This window comes from Lysinibacillus sp. ZYM-1, assembly GCF_001308875.1.
Taxonomy (GTDB): domain Bacteria; phylum Bacillota; class Bacilli; order Bacillales_A; family Planococcaceae; genus Lysinibacillus.
On sequence record NZ_KQ465123.1, the window covers coordinates 1 to 19,294 of the forward strand.

At 38.3% G+C, this 19,294-nt stretch carries 18 protein-coding genes, 1 pseudogene and 2 riboswitches; of the genes and pseudogenes, 14 read left to right on the forward strand and 5 right to left on the reverse strand.

Annotation, left to right across the window (positions count from 1 at the left end; genetic code table 11):
- Positions 1-109 precede the first annotated feature (109 nt).
- Positions 110-289, forward strand: a pseudogene (locus AO843_RS24560) (PH domain-containing protein); the annotation flags it as partial.
- 115 nt (positions 290-404) lie between these two features.
- On the opposite strand, the gene AO843_RS14605 reads toward AO843_RS24560, so the two are convergent.
- Positions 405-833: a hypothetical protein gene (locus AO843_RS14605; protein ID WP_054611827.1), complete on the reverse strand. Its 429-nt coding sequence runs from the start codon at positions 831-833 to the stop codon at positions 405-407.
- An 884-nt stretch (positions 834-1,717) separates the two neighbouring features.
- Between AO843_RS14605 and AO843_RS14610 the strand changes: the two genes are divergently transcribed.
- The 3 genes from AO843_RS14610 (at position 1,718) to AO843_RS14620 (ending at position 4,588) form a co-directional block, all read left to right on the forward strand.
- Positions 1,718-2,737 carry a hypothetical protein gene (locus AO843_RS14610; protein ID WP_054611828.1) on the forward strand — a complete coding sequence of 340 codons (1,020 nt, stop codon included), beginning with the start codon at positions 1,718-1,720 and terminating at the stop codon, positions 2,735-2,737.
- A 195-nt stretch (positions 2,738-2,932) separates the two neighbouring features.
- Positions 2,933-3,115, forward strand: a complete 183-nt coding sequence (locus AO843_RS14615) for a hypothetical protein (protein WP_054611829.1) — start codon at positions 2,933-2,935, stop codon at positions 3,113-3,115.
- A gap of 299 nt (positions 3,116-3,414) precedes the next feature.
- Positions 3,415-3,597, forward strand: a riboswitch (cobalamin riboswitch).
- A 232-nt stretch (positions 3,598-3,829) separates the two neighbouring features.
- On the forward strand, positions 3,830-4,588 hold the full coding sequence (locus AO843_RS14620) for a hypothetical protein (protein ID WP_054611830.1): 759 nt from the start codon (positions 3,830-3,832) through the stop codon (positions 4,586-4,588).
- Between the two features lie 151 nt (positions 4,589-4,739).
- Here the strand turns inward: AO843_RS14620 and AO843_RS14625 are convergent, their stop codons facing one another.
- On the reverse strand, positions 4,740-6,680 hold the full coding sequence (locus AO843_RS14625) for an elongation factor G (protein ID WP_054611831.1): 1,941 nt from the start codon (positions 6,678-6,680) through the stop codon (positions 4,740-4,742).
- Positions 6,681-6,855: 175 nt separating this feature from the next.
- Positions 6,856-7,042, forward strand: a riboswitch (cobalamin riboswitch).
- A gap of 221 nt (positions 7,043-7,263) precedes the next feature.
- Between AO843_RS14625 and AO843_RS14630 the strand changes: the two genes are divergently transcribed.
- The 3 genes from AO843_RS14630 (at position 7,264) to AO843_RS14640 (ending at position 11,047) form a co-directional block, all read left to right on the forward strand.
- Positions 7,264-8,259 carry an ABC transporter substrate-binding protein gene (locus AO843_RS14630; RefSeq protein WP_054611832.1) on the forward strand — a complete coding sequence of 332 codons (996 nt, stop codon included), beginning with the start codon at positions 7,264-7,266 and terminating at the stop codon, positions 8,257-8,259.
- Positions 8,260-8,310: 51 nt separating this feature from the next.
- Positions 8,311-8,991 carry a precorrin-3B methylase gene (locus AO843_RS14635; RefSeq protein ID WP_054611833.1) on the forward strand — a complete coding sequence of 227 codons (681 nt, stop codon included), beginning with the start codon at positions 8,311-8,313 and terminating at the stop codon, positions 8,989-8,991.
- Positions 8,992-9,061: 70 nt separating this feature from the next.
- Positions 9,062-11,047, forward strand: coding sequence for a S9 family peptidase (locus AO843_RS14640; RefSeq protein WP_054611834.1), 1,986 nt, complete (start codon positions 9,062-9,064; stop codon positions 11,045-11,047).
- Positions 11,048-11,136: 89 nt separating this feature from the next.
- On the opposite strand, the gene AO843_RS14645 is transcribed toward AO843_RS14640, so the two are convergent.
- Positions 11,137-12,333 (reverse strand): class I SAM-dependent rRNA methyltransferase, encoded by a 1,197-nt coding sequence (locus AO843_RS14645; protein ID WP_054611835.1) that lies wholly within the window; start codon positions 12,331-12,333, stop codon positions 11,137-11,139.
- 62 nt (positions 12,334-12,395) lie between these two features.
- Positions 12,396-13,313 (reverse strand): alpha/beta hydrolase, encoded by a 918-nt coding sequence (locus AO843_RS14650; RefSeq protein ID WP_054611836.1) that lies wholly within the window; start codon positions 13,311-13,313, stop codon positions 12,396-12,398.
- A 161-nt stretch (positions 13,314-13,474) separates the two neighbouring features.
- On the opposite strand from AO843_RS14650, the gene AO843_RS14655 reads away from it, so the two are divergent.
- Together AO843_RS14655 and AO843_RS14660 are read left to right on the forward strand one after the other, a co-directional pair.
- On the forward strand, positions 13,475-13,951 hold the full coding sequence (locus AO843_RS14655) for a dihydrofolate reductase (RefSeq protein WP_054611837.1): 477 nt from the start codon (positions 13,475-13,477) through the stop codon (positions 13,949-13,951).
- Between the two features lie 57 nt (positions 13,952-14,008).
- Positions 14,009-14,494 (forward strand): HIT family protein, encoded by a 486-nt coding sequence (locus AO843_RS14660; protein ID WP_054611838.1) that lies wholly within the window; start codon positions 14,009-14,011, stop codon positions 14,492-14,494.
- Positions 14,495-14,539: 45 nt separating this feature from the next.
- Here AO843_RS14660 and AO843_RS14665 read toward each other — a convergent pair whose 3' ends face one another.
- Positions 14,540-15,175 (reverse strand): PAQR family membrane homeostasis protein TrhA, encoded by a 636-nt coding sequence (locus AO843_RS14665; protein ID WP_054611839.1) that lies wholly within the window; start codon positions 15,173-15,175, stop codon positions 14,540-14,542.
- Between the two features lie 274 nt (positions 15,176-15,449).
- Between AO843_RS14665 and AO843_RS14670 the strand changes: the two genes are divergently transcribed.
- The 5 genes from AO843_RS14670 to msrB all read left to right on the forward strand — a co-directional run bounded on the left by AO843_RS14670 (position 15,450) and on the right by msrB (position 19,076).
- Positions 15,450-16,292, forward strand: coding sequence for a DegV family protein (locus AO843_RS14670; RefSeq protein ID WP_054611840.1), 843 nt, complete (start codon positions 15,450-15,452; stop codon positions 16,290-16,292).
- A 301-nt stretch (positions 16,293-16,593) separates the two neighbouring features.
- The gene (locus AO843_RS14675) at positions 16,594-17,523 is read left to right on the forward strand and encodes a GDSL-type esterase/lipase family protein (protein ID WP_231630158.1); all 930 of its coding nucleotides are present in this window, start codon (positions 16,594-16,596) and stop codon (positions 17,521-17,523) included.
- Positions 17,524-17,527: 4 nt separating this feature from the next.
- Positions 17,528-18,109, forward strand: a complete 582-nt coding sequence (locus AO843_RS14680; protein WP_054611842.1) for a YpmS family protein — start codon at positions 17,528-17,530, stop codon at positions 18,107-18,109.
- Between the two features lie 12 nt (positions 18,110-18,121).
- Positions 18,122-18,655 (forward strand): peptide-methionine (S)-S-oxide reductase MsrA, encoded by a 534-nt coding sequence (gene msrA / locus AO843_RS14685; RefSeq protein ID WP_054611843.1) that lies wholly within the window; start codon positions 18,122-18,124, stop codon positions 18,653-18,655.
- A complete protein-coding gene (gene msrB / locus AO843_RS14690; protein WP_054611844.1) occupies positions 18,648-19,076 on the forward strand; it encodes a peptide-methionine (R)-S-oxide reductase MsrB in 429 nt (142 codons plus the stop codon). Before msrA ends, msrB begins: the two co-directional genes overlap by 8 nt.
- Positions 19,077-19,294: the final 218 nt, after the last annotated feature.

The following is a 19,294-nucleotide window of genomic DNA, read 5'->3' on the forward strand; positions in this document are numbered from 1 at the left end:
CTATTTCACATAGTAAAAGAATCGAAAGTTTTTCCTCTCGATATAATTCTTGAATCGCTGAATAGCGTTGCTGTTGACGTATTTGGCTTAACGACGCCTGCTTTCGATTTCCTCTCCCTATAAAAATATCGTGCATTTTTCAGTGGAAACAGCTGGGACTTTTGATTTGGATGCAGAGCTAAAAATATGGGTGTCTGGTAGTCAAATACCAATTCAAAAAAACTTCAATAAGGCAACAAATAATTATAAAGTACAAAGTGTTTTAGCACAGTATGTTTTAGGCTTGTAGTGATATTTGCAAAACACTTTCAAAGCCCGCTTATTGCGAGGCTTTTTTTGTTGTAATTGAGCTGTCTGTTATTCCTAACATTAATCAAAAAAACAAGAGTCGGTTGCGGTCGTCACTAGTTTTTTTTTAATATTAATTTTCGTGAATTAGCATCATAAATTTCATAACCTATATTAAAGGTATGATCTTTTGTAACGGTCACCTTACAATAGTAAGGAATTGATCTACCATAAGCATCCAGTTCAGGGATATCATAAAAGTCATATTGTTCACCAGTTTCGACCATTTCAAAAGTTGCTGATGCAGAACGTCCGAATGAATCAACTTCGATCGTACAATTCCCACTAATAACATCATAATCTTTTAGAATATTAGATTTTAGACTAGGTAGAGTCACCGCTAAAATTAATACACCTATTAAAAAACCAAAAAGAGACTTAAATCCATCAAAAGATAGCAATTCTTTGTCTTGATACATAAAAATTAATAATAAAGCTTGCGAGAGAACAAGCAATAATCCAATTGAGAGTACTGTATAATACAATTTTTCACTTCCTATGTATATCTATTGAATATTTACCTATAGCTATTTTAAAAGCTGACAATATAGTATTTTATCGTTCTTTTCATAACATGGTAAACAGGATTATTATTCCATAATATTATTTGAATAAAGGTGTCCGAAATGGGAATTAAGATCAGGTATAAATATTAAGGAAGAATACCGTCTCCATTTGCTTTTATAAACGTGGCAAAAACAGTTTTAATTCGGGAGTTATAGTACGTAGACTTGCGAACTAGAACGTCAATATGAGCATATGAGCGAACATTATTCGAGAGAGTTTCTTAGAAGTAGTAGACGTAGATTACAGCAGAGTTTAAACATGACCTATACGAAGAAGCAGAAAGATGACTACGAGAGACCTTTTTTATTTTGGCTGTTTTAGAAAGAAAAAATTGTTGCTCTTCAACTACGGTGGAGTTTAGTTAAAAGAGGAAAAAATTACATATATAAAATAAGGTAATACATTGTTAAGATTTGATAGGTAAAGTATTCTATAGAATGAAATTGGAACGGTGGCATTTCCCCAGCAAGTGAGGATGTTTTTTTCTAACGAATCAGGTTAGTGAAAGAAGAAAAGGTTTTATTACATAGGGGAGTAGCAAGTGAATAAAAAAGTTCCTTATTTCAGCATTAATCTTGGGGTTTTAAGATGTTAACATTTTCTTAATCGATTTATTTATGATTGTTGATGAAAATAAAACAACAAACTTCCAAAAAAAGCTATGCAGCAATGATTTTACTATATTTCTTTTTAGGTGGTCTAGAAATACATAGAAAATTTATACAATACTAGTTATTTTACTAAAGGATATGCTAGTGAAAGAAGAAACATTTTTCGTTAAATATTTAAGAGGGGTACGATTATGAAATTCAAAAGCAAATTTTTAATATTAAGTGGCTTAGGAGCTGCATTACTTGTAGGGTGTTCAGATACCGAAAAAAAAGATGGGAAAGAGTTAACCGATACACAATCCGAACTTTCTCAGGAAACAGTTACAAATCAGGAAGTCGTGGAATTAAGTAATTTAAGAAACAGTTTGCTTGATTTTGTTTGGGATTACAAAAGATACGGGAGTTACAATTTTGAAAACACGACAGTCTTTGAAAATGCTAAAGTATTAACAGAAGAAGAGCGTACACAAAAAAAGAAACAAATTTATCAACACTTAAGCAATCTAAGCACGATTGATGAAGAAATATTGCAAAATTATCAGGCTTCTTTAAAGGACGCTGCGATTCAATTAAACGAGAAGAAATTAGAGCTAATTGAATTAGAACCTAAAGTTTTTAAAGATGGCGGATACGGTCTTATGCTTAAAGCAGAACCTGCAGAAAAAGATTTGACTCGTTACAAAGAATTGTTAAATGAAATCATCAAAATAATGGATGCTGAAAAAGAAAATATTTTACGATTGGAAATTGCTATCGTGAATACTTTTGATATTTCCGAAGAAGATGTGAAGGAGTTCATAGAATATAAAAAAATGATTCCGACACAATTAAAAGACAAATACGCTCTTCATTCAGAAGATATATGGAATATAACCGTCAAACCAATGTTACCACCTGAGAAATATGCCGATTTATTAGCATATACAAGTGATGTGAAAGCAATTTTAGAAGATAACTTAGAAAATAAATATGCTAAAAAAGATTATGAATTCATCAGTCAATTGAAAACTATTGAAGAATATGAACATATACTTTCAGAGTATAAAAACAATTTAAACGAAGAGACTTTTAAAGATTATTATAAAGCCTCTTTATCGATTCATAATTATTTAGTCGCAAAAGATTCTTTCCTTTTAACTGATTTAGACTTAACAACGTATTATGAAGTTGTTAATTATGAAGGACAATTCTACAGTTTGAAATTATTCTAAGAAAATTAGCACTTTAGTAAACAATAATTCCCCGAAATTGAAGAGAAAGTTTATTTGAAATTAGTAATCCTAACTGAACGAATAATAAGAATGTTTATAATTAGCATTAATTTGATTCATATAACCACTTCTGTTTATATTGATATTTACATATTAATATATTGGAAAAAAGATAATATGAAAAGGAGGCTTTGAATGATAAGTATAGCAGGAACAATATCATTATGTTTTTCATTTACATTATTCATCTATTTGTTTGGGTTAAAAATGGAACATTCAATCAAGTATGATGCAGGATTCTTTTTCCTTCCAGTTATTTTACTAGTACTTTCACTCGTTTTCTTTATTTCAGATTACAAAGTAAATAAAAAAAGTTAAAACACCCAAGTCCAGGTACTCAATTAATTTTGAGTCTGGACTTTTTATATTTCTATTATTGCTAAAGTACAGACATTTGCTCTAAAATAATGCAAACGAACGTTCCTGTTGAGAGGTGTGGAATGATGAAAGAACAACTGATTAAAGCAGCGTTGCTTGCCTTTCTATTAAAACGAATAGAAGGCAAATAATGATAAATTGGAAAATATTGAGATATTTGACTTTAGAAATACACTACTTTACAATTGAGATTAATAATCTAATAGGAATGTGGAGTACACTAGATTCCTATAACAACTGAATAGCGTGTAGTAATAGGTGTAAATTGCGTGCAATTTGCTTAAAAGGGAAGTCGGTGCGAATCCGACACTGTCCCGCAACTGTAAATGTGAGCGACTTTCAGATACCACTGTCAAACGATGGGAAGGAGAAAGAAGCAATGATCATGAGTCAGGATACCTGCCTAGTTACGAGTACACACCATAAACCTACGAGGAATAGGAGGTGGCATGTTGACAAAACAGAATGCTCTGTTCGTCACAGTACGTCAAACGCCCATAGTTCATGAAAGGGTTCATTTTCGGGCTCGTTCACATTTACTTAGGGTTTGTTTGGCATTGTGTGATGAATCACAATAAAGCGAAGGACTTCCTCAAATATTGAAGGAAGTCCTTTTTGTTTTGAAAATATGTACGAAAAGGGGATGCACATAGGATGAATATTCATGCAACGACAACACAGGAAACGCCTTTTGTAGATATGACAATTTGTAAGCTGCCACGCACAGAAGTTGCTAAGAAAGCGAAAACAAGAATGGTGGTTGAATCTTTGATTGATCAATTATTAGCAACGAAGTTGGTTCGCAACGATCGCTTTTTCGAGCAAATTTTATTTAATAAAGAGATTATTTGGATACAAAATGGGGATGTGGACGGCCATCTTTTTGCTAAGGCAACGTTAACTGATCAACTCAAAACGAAGACGAATAGCTTTATGATGTATATGCCGACGAATCCTATTGTCTATGAGGTGAATGGCGAGCCGTACCACTTAATTACACGCATTGATTCAACACGAGCAAAACCTAATCTTGATCGTCTTTCACAAGAGCCGAAGCCCGTTTTAAGCGCAGCACGGGTTAATGATTTGTTATGCACGATCGTCATGCGTTTTTATGAAACATATATCGATGATTTAAAGCCAATTCCTCATCAAGATAAACTCATTGCTTTTGCGCAGCAGGAATATAAGCAATTTATGCAAGCTGTTCAAGAACTAAATGATTATCACTATAACTGGCATCCGCGTGGAAACGGCCACGAGCTTTTGTTAAATTTGATTGATCATCTACAAATTTTAAAAAGTCAGCCTGGTAAAGTATTAATAGACTTCAGCAATACGCATAGCTATGTTATGGTAGAACCTGCCTATCAGGTGCACAAGCCCTCAAAGAAAGCTGTGGGTGCACTATAAAATCCAAGCCCTCCGAAACGGAGGGCTTGTTTTCATTCTAATGAAGTAGGCAAGGAATTACGCTAGAAAGGAGCCTCCACTCGCGCTCAACTAAAATGCAAGCCGCATCTCCCTTACTCAAGCAATCACACCTGCAAAGCAAATACATCAGTTACTCCAGGCAGTGCATGGCTGCTTGTGCTTCTTGCCAAGGGACAGAATAGCCTTTGCCTTTTGCACAAAAAATACTGGAAGAACTATATTCAGGGTCGGCATTTTTATCGTAGCCAATCTGCGCAATGACTTCGTCTGCATTGTGGCATACATCATAGCCATCAAATTGGAGTGTAAGTGCGCCTTTGCCATTAGTATAGGCGGCAAATGTCGTGCTATAGCTCATGAAGGTCGCAACAGGTGCTCTTCCTGTTAACACGACGTCCGTTTCGGTTAGTACAGGATCGTCGAATGTGCCGGCAGCTTGTTGAATGTCAGTCATCATGCGGCCGATAAAGTCATTTGAAGCCTTCATTTTAAAGCGATAATAGGGTTCAAGTAGGACATTCTGTGCTTGTTCCAGCCCTTGGCGCAATGCTCGGAAGGATGCTTCTCGGAAATCACCACCAGATGTATGTTCATTGTGTCCACGTCCAGTTAAGAGCGTAAAATGAACATCTGTTACTGCAAAGCCTGTGAGTAATCCATGATGATCACGTTCAAACAAGTGCTTTTCTACGAGGCGTTGGTTACCTAACGATAAATCGTCTGCATGACAAGCATTGCTAAATGTAATGCCTGCTCCACGTGCATTCGGCTCCATTAATAAATGGACTTCCGCATAATGCTTGAGTGGCTCAAAATGTCCATAGCCTGTGACTGTCGTCGCAATCGTTTCCATATATAATATTTTCGGCTCTCCAAAAGAAACGTTTAATGCAAAACGCTTCATCAATACTTCAACAAGGACTTCCAACTGTATCACGCCCATAATATGCACATGGATTTCCTGGAATTTTTCCTGCCAAACGACACGTAAGGAAGGTTCCTCGGCTTCTAACAGATGGAAAATCTTTAATACCTCTTTGATATGCTGATCCCCTTCATATTGAACTTTCGCCTGTAATGTAGGGACAAGTTCATAGGGTTCTGATAACTTGTTACAGCCAATTCGATCTCCGATGTTTGCCTGACTTAGCCCCTTAACAGCAAAGATTTCTCCAGCCTCAACCTGCTTAACAGTCTCAAATCGGCTGCCATTATAAAGTCGAATTTCTGTTATTTTTTCAGTGTGATCCCCAAAGGTAAACTCATCCCTTACATGTAACTTGCCTGTTATAGCCTTGATGAATGTTAAACGCTGATGCCCATCATGGCGGATTTTAAAGACCTCTCCTTGAAATGGTGCATCCTGATCAAAATGGGTACCTGTTAAGAGCGGGAGCTGAGCAAGGAATTCCTGAATGCCTTCATCCTTTAAGGCAGAGCCTGTAAAGCAAGGGAAGGCACTTTCATTTTGAATCATTGCCTGTAGTTGAGTCAGGCACTCTTCAGGTTCCAATGATTCATTCAGAAAGGCATTTAGCAGTTCTTCATCACGCTCTGCCAGCCATTCCATGATTCTGCTAGAAACATAGTTTTCCTGCAGTGGTTCATCTATGAATAAAACATGTTCCGAGCAATCTTTATGGAGCAGAGTTATAACAGCCTCCACATCTGCGCCTTCGCGGTCTATTTTATTAACAAAAAAGAAGGTAGGGACATGGTATTTTCGTAAAAGCTGCCATACCGTTTCAGTATGACCTTGTATACCTTCTACGGCACTGATAATAATAATGGCATAATCCATGACACGAATGGCACGCTCCATTTCTGGGGAGAAATCGACATGCCCTGGTGTATCAATCAACGTATATGTATCGTCATCAATAAACATGCGACCTTGCTCGGCAAATATCGTAATGCCCCGCTTGCGCTCCAGCTCATGGTTATCTAAATAGGCATCCTGATGATCGACACGGCCACGCGCTTGAATACTATTTGTATGATAAAGCACTTGCTCAGAAAAGGTTGTTTTCCCTGCATCGACATGAGCAAGAACCCCAATCGTCTTGTACATAATAAATCCTCGTTTCTATAGGTGACTATCTTCTCATTGTATCAGAATACTAGCACAACTATTTCTTGTAAAATGATTCGTCTTTTTGTCGAAATAGTGCTAATATAATGATGATTATAGATTTCGTATTCGCTACTGATTACGATTTAATGAATCATCTGCTAGTCTATCAATAGAATGAATAAAACATATTGGTGCAAATGGCATTTGTCATTTGCTTAAAAGGGAAATCGGTGCAAATCCGATGCTGTCCCGCAACTGTAAATGGAGAGTCTATACAGCATGCCACTGTAGTTTACTATGGGAAGGCGTATAGATGATGAACCTAAGCCAGGATACCTGCCAATATGTATGTGTAACTAAGAACCACGAGGATGGGGATAGTGATAAAGGTGACCATACCATTATTTCACTATGCTACTCTCTTGGCGACAAGAGGGTTTTTTTATGTTCATTTGAATAAAGATCAAGCTGCTGGCCTACGGATACAGATCCAGCGATAAATGGATAACCCTCTTCAAAATTCAGTAGCAAGGAAGTCTCTGATTTCTTTCTATATTTATCTAACAAAGGAGAAAAGGACATGAAAAAATGGAAAAGTATGTGGCTGATGATGGTCATCGCCTTAATCGCAGTATTAGGAGCATGTAACGCAAAGGACAAGACCGATTCAGCAACGCAAGTTGAAAAAGTTGATCCTTCTGAGGCTGCAACAACTGAAGTGACAATTGAAAATAATGGAACAACCCAAACATACAAGGAAGCACCTAAGAAAGCAATCAGCTTAAATCAGCATGTGACAGAAATTATGCTGGCGTTAGGCTTAGAGGATTCAATGGTAGGGACAGCTTATTTAGATGACAAAATCTATGAGCCGCTTCAAGCAGCTTACGATAAAGTCCCTGTGCTTTCAGATCAATATCCAACGAAGGAGCAGGTGATTGATGCCGAGGCAGATTTCTTATATGCAGGTTGGAAAAGTGGATTTGGTGAAAAGGGCGTTGGGACACCAGAAGAGCTAGAAGAATTAGGAATTCATACGTATTTACATACGGCATCCAATATGACAAAGCCAACATTAGAGGATATTTTCACTGATATTCGTCATATCGCGAAGATTTTCCGCGTGGAAGATCGTGGCGAAGCATTAATTGAGAAAATGACAAAAGATGTAGGGGAAGTTCAAGCTAAATTACCAAAAGACAGTGAAAATTTACGTGTATTAGTCTTTGACAGTGGTGATAAAGATGTATTTACGGCTGGTCAAAACTTTATGAATGAGCTAGTGACGATCGCCGGTGGTCAAAATATCTTTGGGGATGTGGAATCTGGATGGACAACCGTGTCGAAGGAAGATGCAGTAGATCGTAATCCCGAGGTTGTTGTCGTAATTGATTACGGGGAAACAACTGCCGAACAAAAGATACAATTCTTGAAAAAAGATCCAGCATTGAAGGAAATGGAAGCAGTCAAAAATGATCGCTTTGTGATCCTACCACTTTCTGCAGCGTCTGAAGGAGTACGTGCGGCAGAGGCTATTCAAATTTTAGCCAAGGGCTTCTACCCAGAAAACTTTTAAAAAATTCGAGCTAGCGATTTGCTAGCTCCTTTTTCATAAGGAGCGATTCCCATGAATGCATTTCATAAAAACATACCCGATAAAACGTTTGAAACCCTCAACCACCAAGGCGAATTTACACGACTAGCGGTCAGCCCTGGCATTATCAATAAGCATTACACACCAACCCAATTTCAAAAAATAGCGGAGATTGTGGGGGAGAAAGGAGCCATTAAATATTCAGCTTCCTATAGCATTTTATTATCGATCCCATCTAGTGAACTGACAGAGGCTATGCATGCCCTTCAGGAGGCTGGCTTGTTTGTAGCTCCATCAGGATCATCTCACATTGCCATGAAAGCATGTGATTTTTGTGATGGTGAAAAAATGGAGGCAGTCCCTCAAACAGAACAGCTCTATCACGCTTTGGACGGTATAACCGTACCTGCAAGAGTACGAGTCAATGTGAATGGCTGTGCATCCGCTTGTTATAATCCTACCTTTGATGATATTGGCCTTGTCTATCAACACGAGAGCTTTGATGTTTACCTAGGTGCCATTCCAATGGGGGCGAAGGCACAGGCTGGCACTTTATTTGCAAAACGAGTAGGCGTCCACCATATTGAAGGTTTTTTGCTGCAAATCATTCGTCTCTATCAGGAACAAGCTCGATCAAATGAGCCTTTTTATAAATTTTATCGCAGAACAAAATCCAATGATGATTGGGAACAAGTAAAAAAATTGATAGATTAGCAGGAATAATACTTAGGGTGTCGAAGTATTGGTATAAGAAAGTGAAAATTCAAAACAAAGGAGCAAGTAAATGACATCGAAACAAGGGATTCAACCAGAAGATCTTTATCACTTAAAATCAGTAGCAGATCCAAAACTATCACCTGACGGTACTGAGGTAGTCTATGTCGAAACATATATTGACGAGAAGAAAAAAGACTATATATCTAATTTATTTTATATAAATTTGAAAGATAAACGTTCTCAGCAATGGACATATGGTGAACATCGAACAAACTCTCCAGTGTGGTCGCCAGATGGTAGTCAAATTGCGTTTTCGTCTACAAGAGCTGGTAAGCCACAAATTTTTGTACTTTCAAAAGCAGGGGGAGAGGCGAAACAAGTAACGCATTGTAAAAATGGTGCGTCAACACCCGTTTGGTCTCCATGTGGAGAGAAAATTGCCTTTTCGGTCATGTTAGGTAAAGATGAAACAATCCTAGATAAAGCTGATGATAAGAAAGAAGAGAAGGAACTAAAACCACTAGAAATCGAGAAGATGAAACATAAATCGGATGCGGGTGGATTTGCTGATATGGACCAGTTTACCCATATTGCCATCGTCGATTTGAAATCCGGAGAGTTAGAGCAAGTGACAGAAGGAAAAGAGCATTTCCTTCTGGGTACATGGTCGCCGAATGGCAAATACCTTACGTACTTAGCAGATAAAGCTGAGGATTTAGATTTTTCTTTTAATGTTGATATCTACTTATTAGATATAGAAACAAAACAGAGTCGCAAGATAACGGAAGGGACTGGCGCGTATTACCAAACATCCTGGTCTCCCAATAGCCGCTTCCTATCTTTCGTAGGAGGAAAACGTGAATTTGAAAATGCCACACAAGCGAAACTATGGATCTATGACATGGAACAAAGTGTGCTTAACTGTGTAACAAGTGAATTTGATGCGCCTGTAGGTGATTATGTCATCGGTGATTTCCTCCAAAGTGTGGCTGCACCACGTGTACAGTGGATGAACGATAATCATAGCTTCTACTTCCAAGTAACAGATCACGGCAATGCGGGGATTTACTTCGGTAATGTAGATGGCGAAATATATCCTGCTATTCACGATGATCAGTATGTCTATGGTTTCTCACTTGATTCACAAAATGATCAAGCGGTTGTAGCTATTAGTACGACAACAAATCCGGGTGATTTATATTACGTCAACTTAAAGACGGGTGAAAAAGAACAGCTGACGACAATCAATGAAGAATTTTTAAAGACGAGAGTATTGTCTGTTCCAGAAAGTATTGAATTTGAAGGAGCAGAAGGCTGGAAGGTAAACGGCTGGATCATGAAGCCGGTTGGCTATGAAGAAGGGAAGAAGTATCCTCTTGTTCTTGAAATCCATGGTGGTCCGCATGCGATGTATGGCAATACTTATTTTAATGAATTCCAAATCCTTGCTGCTCAAGGTTTTGCAGTTCTCTATACAAACCCGCGCGGCAGTCATGGCTATGGTCAAAAGTTTGTAGACGCAGTGCGTGGTGATTATGGTGGCAATGATTATCAAGACCTCATGGCCGCTGTGGATTATGCTTTAGAGCACTATGATTACATTGATCAAGACAGACTTGGTGTGACAGGTGGGAGCTATGGTGGCTTTATGACGAACTGGATTGTAGGCCATACGAATCGCTTTAAAGCGGCTGTTACGCAACGTTCGATTTCGAACTGGATTAGCTTTGCTGGAGTTAGTGATATTGGTTATTACTTTACAGACTGGCAAATTCAAGCGGGGCTCGATGATATAGAGAAGCTATGGCACCATTCACCATTGAAGTATGTAGACAATGTGGAGACACCATTGTTGATTTTACATGGTGAAAAAGACTATCGTTGTCCGATTGAACAGGCGGAGCAATTATTTATCGCCTTGAAGTATCGCAAAAAAGAAACGAAATTTGTCCGCTTCCCTGAATCGAATCATGAACTGTCAAGAAGCGGAAAACCAACGTTAAGAATTAATCGCCTCGAATATATAAGAGATTGGTTTGTAGAATATCTATAAAAATCCAGATGGTTTAAGAAGTGAAAGAACTTCTTAGACCATTTTTTTTACATAAAAAAGAATCACAGCAACGTGTGATTCTAAATCAGTTAGTCGATTTTTTGAATGAAAACGACCTTCAAATAATTAAATTCAGGGTATTCTCGCGGCACACGGAAATCCTTTGGCAAACCATATTCTTCTACTATTTTATAGCGTGTATGCGTCTCTTTAAATGCTTGGTCGATAAAACTCTTAAACTTTTTCATGCCAAAGCTTGCATTGTTTGTAGAAGCAACAATCACACCATTTTTTGCTGTAATCGCAATAGTATCCTTCAGTAATTTAGGGTAGTCCTTCGCTGTGGAGAACGTCATTTGCTTTGTACGGGCAAAGCTTGGTGGATCTAACACAACAAGATCAAATTTCAATTCGTGACGCTGTGCATATTTAAAATAGTGAAAAACGTCCATTACTTTAATATCCTGCGCTTCGTAATCAATTTGATTGACACTAAATTGCTCAATCGTTTTAGCTAGACTTCGCTTCGCTACATCGACACTCGTTGTTTTTAGGGCTCCTCCAAGTGCGGCTGCTACAGAAAATGCGCCTGTATAGGAAAATGTATTGAGCATATTTGTTTTGTTCGCATAGCGCTCACGGATAGCCAATCGCACTTCTCGTTGATCAAGAAAAATTCCTGTCATGGCACCATCGTTTAAATGGACTGCGTATGTCATTCCATTTTCCTTCACCATGATCGGAAATTCGCCTGGGGTACCCATGACAAAATCATCCTGTTCAATATATTGCCCTTTACTATCAAATCGTTTTTTCTCATAAATGGCTTGGTAGTTGACGGTTTCAGCTAGCGCCTCATAAACAACTTCTTTTAATGAGTAAATGCCTTCGCTATACCAGCTCACCATATAGTAGCCATTAAAAAAGTCGATAGTTAGACCACCGATGCCATCGCCCTCGCCATTGAAAACACGGAAAGCAGTTGTATTTTCATCCTGGAAGAATGCTTCACGAAGCTGTATTGCTTTTTTGAACTTTTTAATGAAAAAATCTTTATCGATAGTTTCATTTACATCAGTCGTTAGCATCCAGCCAATCCCTTTATTTTGAATACCGTAGTAACCTGTACCAATAAAACGGTTATGATGATCCATCAGCTTGAGTAGTGTCCCTTGCTGAGAAGGCAGTTGTCGTACATCAACGGCATCTTTTGCAATTAGTGGATAGCCTTTTTTTAATTGATCAGCAAAAGGCTGTTTTAGTTGTAGTGCAATTGTATTTGTCATGTTGTCATCCTTTAAAAAACGTTTTGCTTTATTATCGCACTGTTTGAATGGGATAGCCAAACTTATTTCAGGAATTCAGCAATTATTGCCACCGTTTCGATTGTCGCATCTTCAAAATAATTCATCTTACTAAAGTAGCTATGGATTAAACCAGACATTGTAATATGCTCCACAGCTACCCCAGCAGTCGTCAGCTTGTGGGCATAGCTTAAACCTTCGTCAAAGAGAACATCTGCCTCAGCCGCAATGATTATGGTTTTAGGCATATGACTTACATCCTTAAGATGTAAGGGAGAGACGAACGGGTTTATATAGTTTGATTCGTCTGTATAGTGTTGAGAAAACCACTGCATACCTTGTTTATCTAAGCCGAAATTTTCACCATAAGCCTGATAGGAAACCGTCGTAAAATCCACATTGGTAACGGGATAAATGAGTACTTGAGCTTGCAAATTCGGTCCACCTGAAGTAGTAGCTAAATAGGCCACTACAGTTGCTAAATTACCGCCAGCACTGTCCCCAGCAACTGTCAACCGAGTAGCATCACCACCAAATGCTTCAATATGGTCATGCACCCATACTAAGCTATCGTAGGCATCATGCAATGGGATCGGAAAAGGATATTCTGGGGCCAAACGATAATCCACTGAAACGACAATGGCTTGTGCTTGATTTGCTAATAGCTGACAACCTGCATCAACAGACTCTAAATTGCCATATACCCAGCCACCGCCATGGTAATAAACAATGACAGGTAATGGTTGGTCAAAGATCGGTGTATATAGACGAAGTGTAATTTGGGCACCATCACGCACGGTGATTTTTTGATCCTTAATCGACGCTAGTTTTGGTTGCTGCGGTGACTGCCATTGCGTAACCGCACGCATGGCACGAGCTTCCTGTGGTGTGACTTGATAGTAAGGTGTAGCAACATGTTGAGCTTGAATATAATGAACAGCTTCTTTTCTTAAAGTAGTCATCCTCATCATTCCTTTATCGTGACGTTTGTTACTTATATTATAAACTATTCATATAATTTTACTAGGATTTAATTTTAGAAAAAGAAAATTCTTTCATAAATGAGGTGAAATCAACGAATTGTGTTTATAATAAAAGGGAAGAAAGTATTTGGAGGGACAGTATGATTTCTTTAATTGTGGCTCATGATGACAACCATGTAATTGGTTATAATAACGGAATGCCGTGGCATTTACCAGGAGATTTGCAGTATTTCAAAAATAAAACAATGAGCAAGCCAATGATTATGGGACGAAAAACGTTTGAATCCATTGGTCGACCACTCCCAGGACGTCGCAATATTGTCATTACACGGGATGAAAATTATCGTGCAGAGGGCATTGAAACAGTGACAAGTTTAGAGGGAGCATTAGCATTAGCTGGGGATGTTCCAGAAATCATGATTATTGGTGGTGAGCAAATTTTCCGTTTATCCATGGAAATGGCAGATCGCTTATACATTACAAAAATCAATCATTCTTTTCAGGGAGATACATATTTCCCAAGCTATGAAGAGGATTTTGTAGAGGTTTCTGCAGAACAGCCTGAAACAGCATCAGAAGGCTATACTTTCCAATATCAAATTTTTGAACGAAAATAGCATGAAGAATAAGTACGGTTTTAGGGACTGTGCTTATTTTTCGTTTAGGAGGATAAGATGCGAAAAATAAGTTTATCAAGCGGAGAAACTGTAAATGTTGATTGTTTGAGCTGTGCGATCACAAGTAGACAGATAGAACCTGCCGGAGGCATCGTCACAGAAACTGATTTTTTTCACGCACATCAAGATGTTGCATATCCAATAAAAGGTTTAATTATACTAGCTTCCAAACGTCATATTCATTGCTTTGACGAATTAAACAATGAAGAAAAGATGGACTACATCCAACTCCTAACAAGAATCAGAAAAGCTCAAAGGGAAGTATTGGGTATTGATTATGTTTATTACTTTTACAATGAAGATACTACACACCATTTCCATACTTGGATGGTTCCTCGCTATGAGTGGATGAATGAATTTGGGCGTTCCGTTGAATCCTTAAGGCCAGTATTACTTCATGCGAAAAATAAATTGAATCTTGATGAAAATGAGCGAGCGGTAATCCATGCGATTCAATTATTAAGGAAAGAACTAATGAAATGACTAAAATAAATTAGGAAATCGCTCCCCAAAAAGGGAGCGATTTTTTTATAAATAGAAGTATACACAAGCGTACATGGAGGCACAGCCAGCTAACACAAAAAGATGCCATATTGCATGGTTATAAGGGAGAGAGCGCCACGCATAAAAGATGGCTCCAATCGTATAGAACAACCCTCCTGCTAGTAGTAAAGCAAAACCGTAAAATCCTAAGTATAGATAAACAGGCTTAATAGCAAAAATAATTAACCAGCCCATGCCAATATAAAATATTAAAGATAGTACTTCAAAGCGATTGATGAAGAAACATTTAAACAGAACCCCTAGTACTGCGAGTGACCAAATAATACTTAATAAAGTAATGCCTAAAGAGCCACCTACGGCAATTAATAAAAACGGCGTATACGTACCGGCAATTAAAATATAAATGGACGAGTGGTCCAAAATAGCGAAAAAGTGTTTATATTTTTCTGGCATACTGTGTAGCAATGTAGACATTAAAAACAGGATGATGACAGAGGCACCAAAAATACTAAAAGTAGTAATATGTAGGGCATTTCCTGTTTGTACAGCTGTTAGTAGTAAAACAACCAATGCTGGAATACTTACAATAAAACCAATACCGTGTGTAATGGCATTCCACAGCTCTTCCTTCCAAGATTTATAATCAAATGAATCAATCATTTAAAACACTCCTTTCGTTCATACATTTACTATACCCCAATAATTTATACATGAACATTTACATTTGTCATATATTTCATATCAAAAATGTCATAAGGCTGTCATATTCTTTTAGGGGCATTGATAGACAAGAGGTAAAGGAAACGCTATAGTATCAAAGGTAGCGTTTACAATCCAGATAGGTCAAGGTTTTGCCTAATGACAAATGTCATGTTTACATAATGATTCATTAGTCTATATAATAAATTTTAATGAAGTAAAAGGATGTGTCGAAGTGGGACGAATTCATATAGTAACTGACTCAACTTGTGATTTAACAAAAGAAGAAGTAGCACAGCATGGTATACATATCGTGCCTTTAACAATTCAAATTGATGGTGAAACATATATAGATGGTGTGGACTTAGACCCGCAACCTTTTTTAGGCTTAATGAAAACTGCCAAAAATTTACCGAAAAGTTCACAGCCTGCCCCGGGGAAATTTAAGGAATTATATGATGAGCTGGGCAAAGATGGCGATCAAATTATCTCGATCCATATGACAGGTGGCATGAGTGGTACAGTGGAGTCAGCACGACAAGCTGCTCAAATGACTGACGCTGATGTGACAGTGATTGACTCGCGCTTTATTGCTATTGGGTTAGCTATCCAGCTACGTGAGGCTATTAAAATGCGTGATGCAGGAGCAACGGTCGAGGACATCGTTGCACGCCTGGACAAAGTACGTGAAAACACACATTTGTATGTGATTGTAGATACACTCGAAAATTTAATTAAAGGTGGTCGAATTGGTAAAGGAACTGGCTTTATCGGTTCATTGCTCAACATCAAAGTCATTGCTAACTTAGAAGGTGGCGTTTACAATCCTGTTTCTAAAGTACGTAGCCATAAACAGGTAGTCAATTACCTATTTAAACAATTCCAAGCAGATACGGCTGGGAAAACAGTCAAAGCCGTTGGAATTTCTCATGCAGATGGCCTCATCACGATGGGCAACCCATTAAAAGAGTTAATCGAAGGTACTGGTTTTGATGAGGTAGAAATTGCCTTCACATCTCCGATTATCTCGACACATACAGGACCTGGTGCCATCGGATTTATTTATTTTGCAGAATAATAGTGAGGAGCTACTACATAAGTAAATGTAGTGGCTTTTTTATTTTAGAAAACAATATAGAGTGGAATCTTTTGCATGTCGATCGCTTTGGCTGGATGTTTGAGCGTTTTTACACGATTTATAATCATATGGGCAGTATTATCGAGTGGATTCACATCCGATTTGATCGGTTTGCCACCATAGCGAAGTGAGGAAATTTGGTAAGAGCACAAAATTATGGTGAACTGAGGGTAAGTCACTTTTCATTGGGGTATGAACTATTCTATAATAGAAGTAACAGAAAGGGATGGAAGGTGGTCAAATGGACATTTGGCGATTTTTGTTGTCATGTTTGACCGTCTTAGTACTAAGTGGTTGTGCAATATCAATCGATGAACCGAATCCTCAAGCAGAGCCTGACGGTGAGCAAGTAGGAACGGAGCAAGAGATGACGCAGGATGAGCAACAAACAATAGAAGAGGAAAAAACCTCCAAGAATATGTTGACGCAAATTTTTGAACATTTTTTTGAGCCAGCAGCAGACGATTTATCGCAAATTGATGAAGAAAATGCAAAGCAACTGCATTACTTGGCACTGGGAGATTCATTAACAGATGGTGTCGGTGATGAATATAGTCAAGACGGTTATGTAGGAAGATTAGCAGATTCATTGCATACGTGGCCCTCGATTTCTGAGGTAGATGTTGATAATCGTGGCAAACGAGGCAGACGTAGTGATCAACTACTAAAATTAGTGAAAAAAGGGCATTATGATGAAGAGTTGCAGAAAGCACAGCTCATTTCTTTAACAATGGGTGGCAATGATGTCATGAAGGTTGTTAGACAGGATTTGTTTAATTTGAAGCGTGACGCATTTGATAAAGAACTGCTAACTTATAAAAAACGTTACAGCAAAATCATTGCAGGGATTCGCGCTAAAAATCCGACAGTGCCCATCTTACTCATTGGTTTCTATAATCCATTTTCTATCGTGACCAATGAGGCGAATGAATTTGATACGATTATCACAGAATGGAATAATGTAATTGAAGAAGTAGCGAGTGAAGATTCAAATGCTTGCTATGTATCAGTGGAAGATTTGTTTGATTCAAATGAAGAGCTCGTCTATCATACAGATTTTTTCCACCCGAATGCAAAAGGATATGACAAAATGACAGAGCGTATACTAGCAGCAATGGAGCAATGTGGTATGGAAGAAAAGATTAACAAGGCAATAGGCTTCGAGGAGTGACAAAATGAATAAATGGAAAGTCGCGTTTTTCGCCTTAGCGGGCACAGTACTTTTTGCAATCCTCCTCGTCGTTTTTTTAGCAACTAGACCAGTAGATGGAGTTAATGTTGCGAAGAGTTCAGCAGGTGAAAGTGAAAGCAAAGGGAATGTACTCGTTGTGCAAACCACAACAAAGGAATTAGAATCGATATCGAAAAAGTATTTAAAGGATGCAGCGAAGGGCTCACCTTTACCGCTTGATTTTACAATCGGTGATGATATTCAATTACGAAGTAAACTCACGGTGTTTTATACGGAAATCCCGATTTCCATGAATTTTGAACCCATTGTGGATGACAAGGGCAATATTATCTTAAAGCAGACAGGTATGAATGTAGGGTTATTAAACATTCCACCGGAGACGACCATGAAAATTATGCGGGATTCGGTGGAATTCCCATCATGGATTACCGTGAATCCGAATAAAGCAGAAATCTATATTGATTTATCGCGCATTAACATTGCATCTGGATCACGCGTCCGTGCCAAAGAATTGGACTTACCAAATGACAAAATTTTATTAGAAATTATTGTTCCAGGTGAATAAGGAGTGAAATGAATGACAAAGCAATATGCAACATTTGCGGGAGGCTGTTTTTGGTGTATGGTCAAGCCCTTTGACGAAACACCTGGCATTCAATCGGTGCTATCAGGCTATACAGGAGGACATGTTGTCAATCCAACCTATGAGCAAGTTTGTTCGGAAACAACTGGCCATGTAGAAGCCGTACAAATCGTATTTGAGGATGACCTTTATAGTTATGAGCAATTACTGTCGATCTATTGGACCCTGATAGACCCAACAGATGCAGGTGGCCAGTTTTATGATCGAGGGGAATCCTACACAACGGCCATTTATTATCATAATGAAGAACAACGTCAGATAGCAGAACAATCAAAGGCGGATTTAGAAGCCTCTGGAAAATTTGATAAACCAATAATGGTGAAAATCCTACCAGCCAGCACGTTTTACCCGGCTGAAGACTATCACCAATATTATTATAAGAAAAATCCAATGCACTATGAACGCTATTCGATTGGCAGTGGTCGCCGAGCGTATCAAGAGCATCACTGGGGGAACAAACATGAATAAAGAACAACGTTTAAAAGAATTAACAGACTTACAATATTATGTGACTCAGGAAAATGGCACAGAGCCACCATTCCGCAATGAATACGATGAGCATTTTGAAGAGGGCATCTATGTAGATATAGTCTCTGGGAAACCATTATTCAGCTCTCTGGATAAATACAACTCTGGCTGTGGCTGGCCAGCATTTGCCAAGCCTATCCAAAAAGAAGAAGTGACAGAACACTTCGATACAACCCACGGTATGCGTCGGGTAGAGGTACGCAGCAAAGAAGCGGATTCCCATTTAGGACATGTCTTCCCAGACGGCCCAAGTGAATTGGGAGGCTTACGCTACTGCATTAACTCAGCATCCCTGCGCTTCGTAGCAAAAGAAGATTTAGAAAAAGAAGGGTACGGCAACTTTCTATCATTATTTAAATAAAGAATCCTAGCAAGAGCAATCTTGCTAGGGTTTTTTTTTAGGTTTTCCCCTTAGTGGTGGATAGAAAGTGAACAGTGACGGATAGAGATCTAAAAGTGACGGATAAAACCCAAAAACTGAGGGATAAAACGAGCTGACGGATAGCCCCAAGGTTTCCCCACAAAAAAAGGAATCCCTCCAATTAAAGGATCCCCCATAAATTTGCAATAACCTCTAGA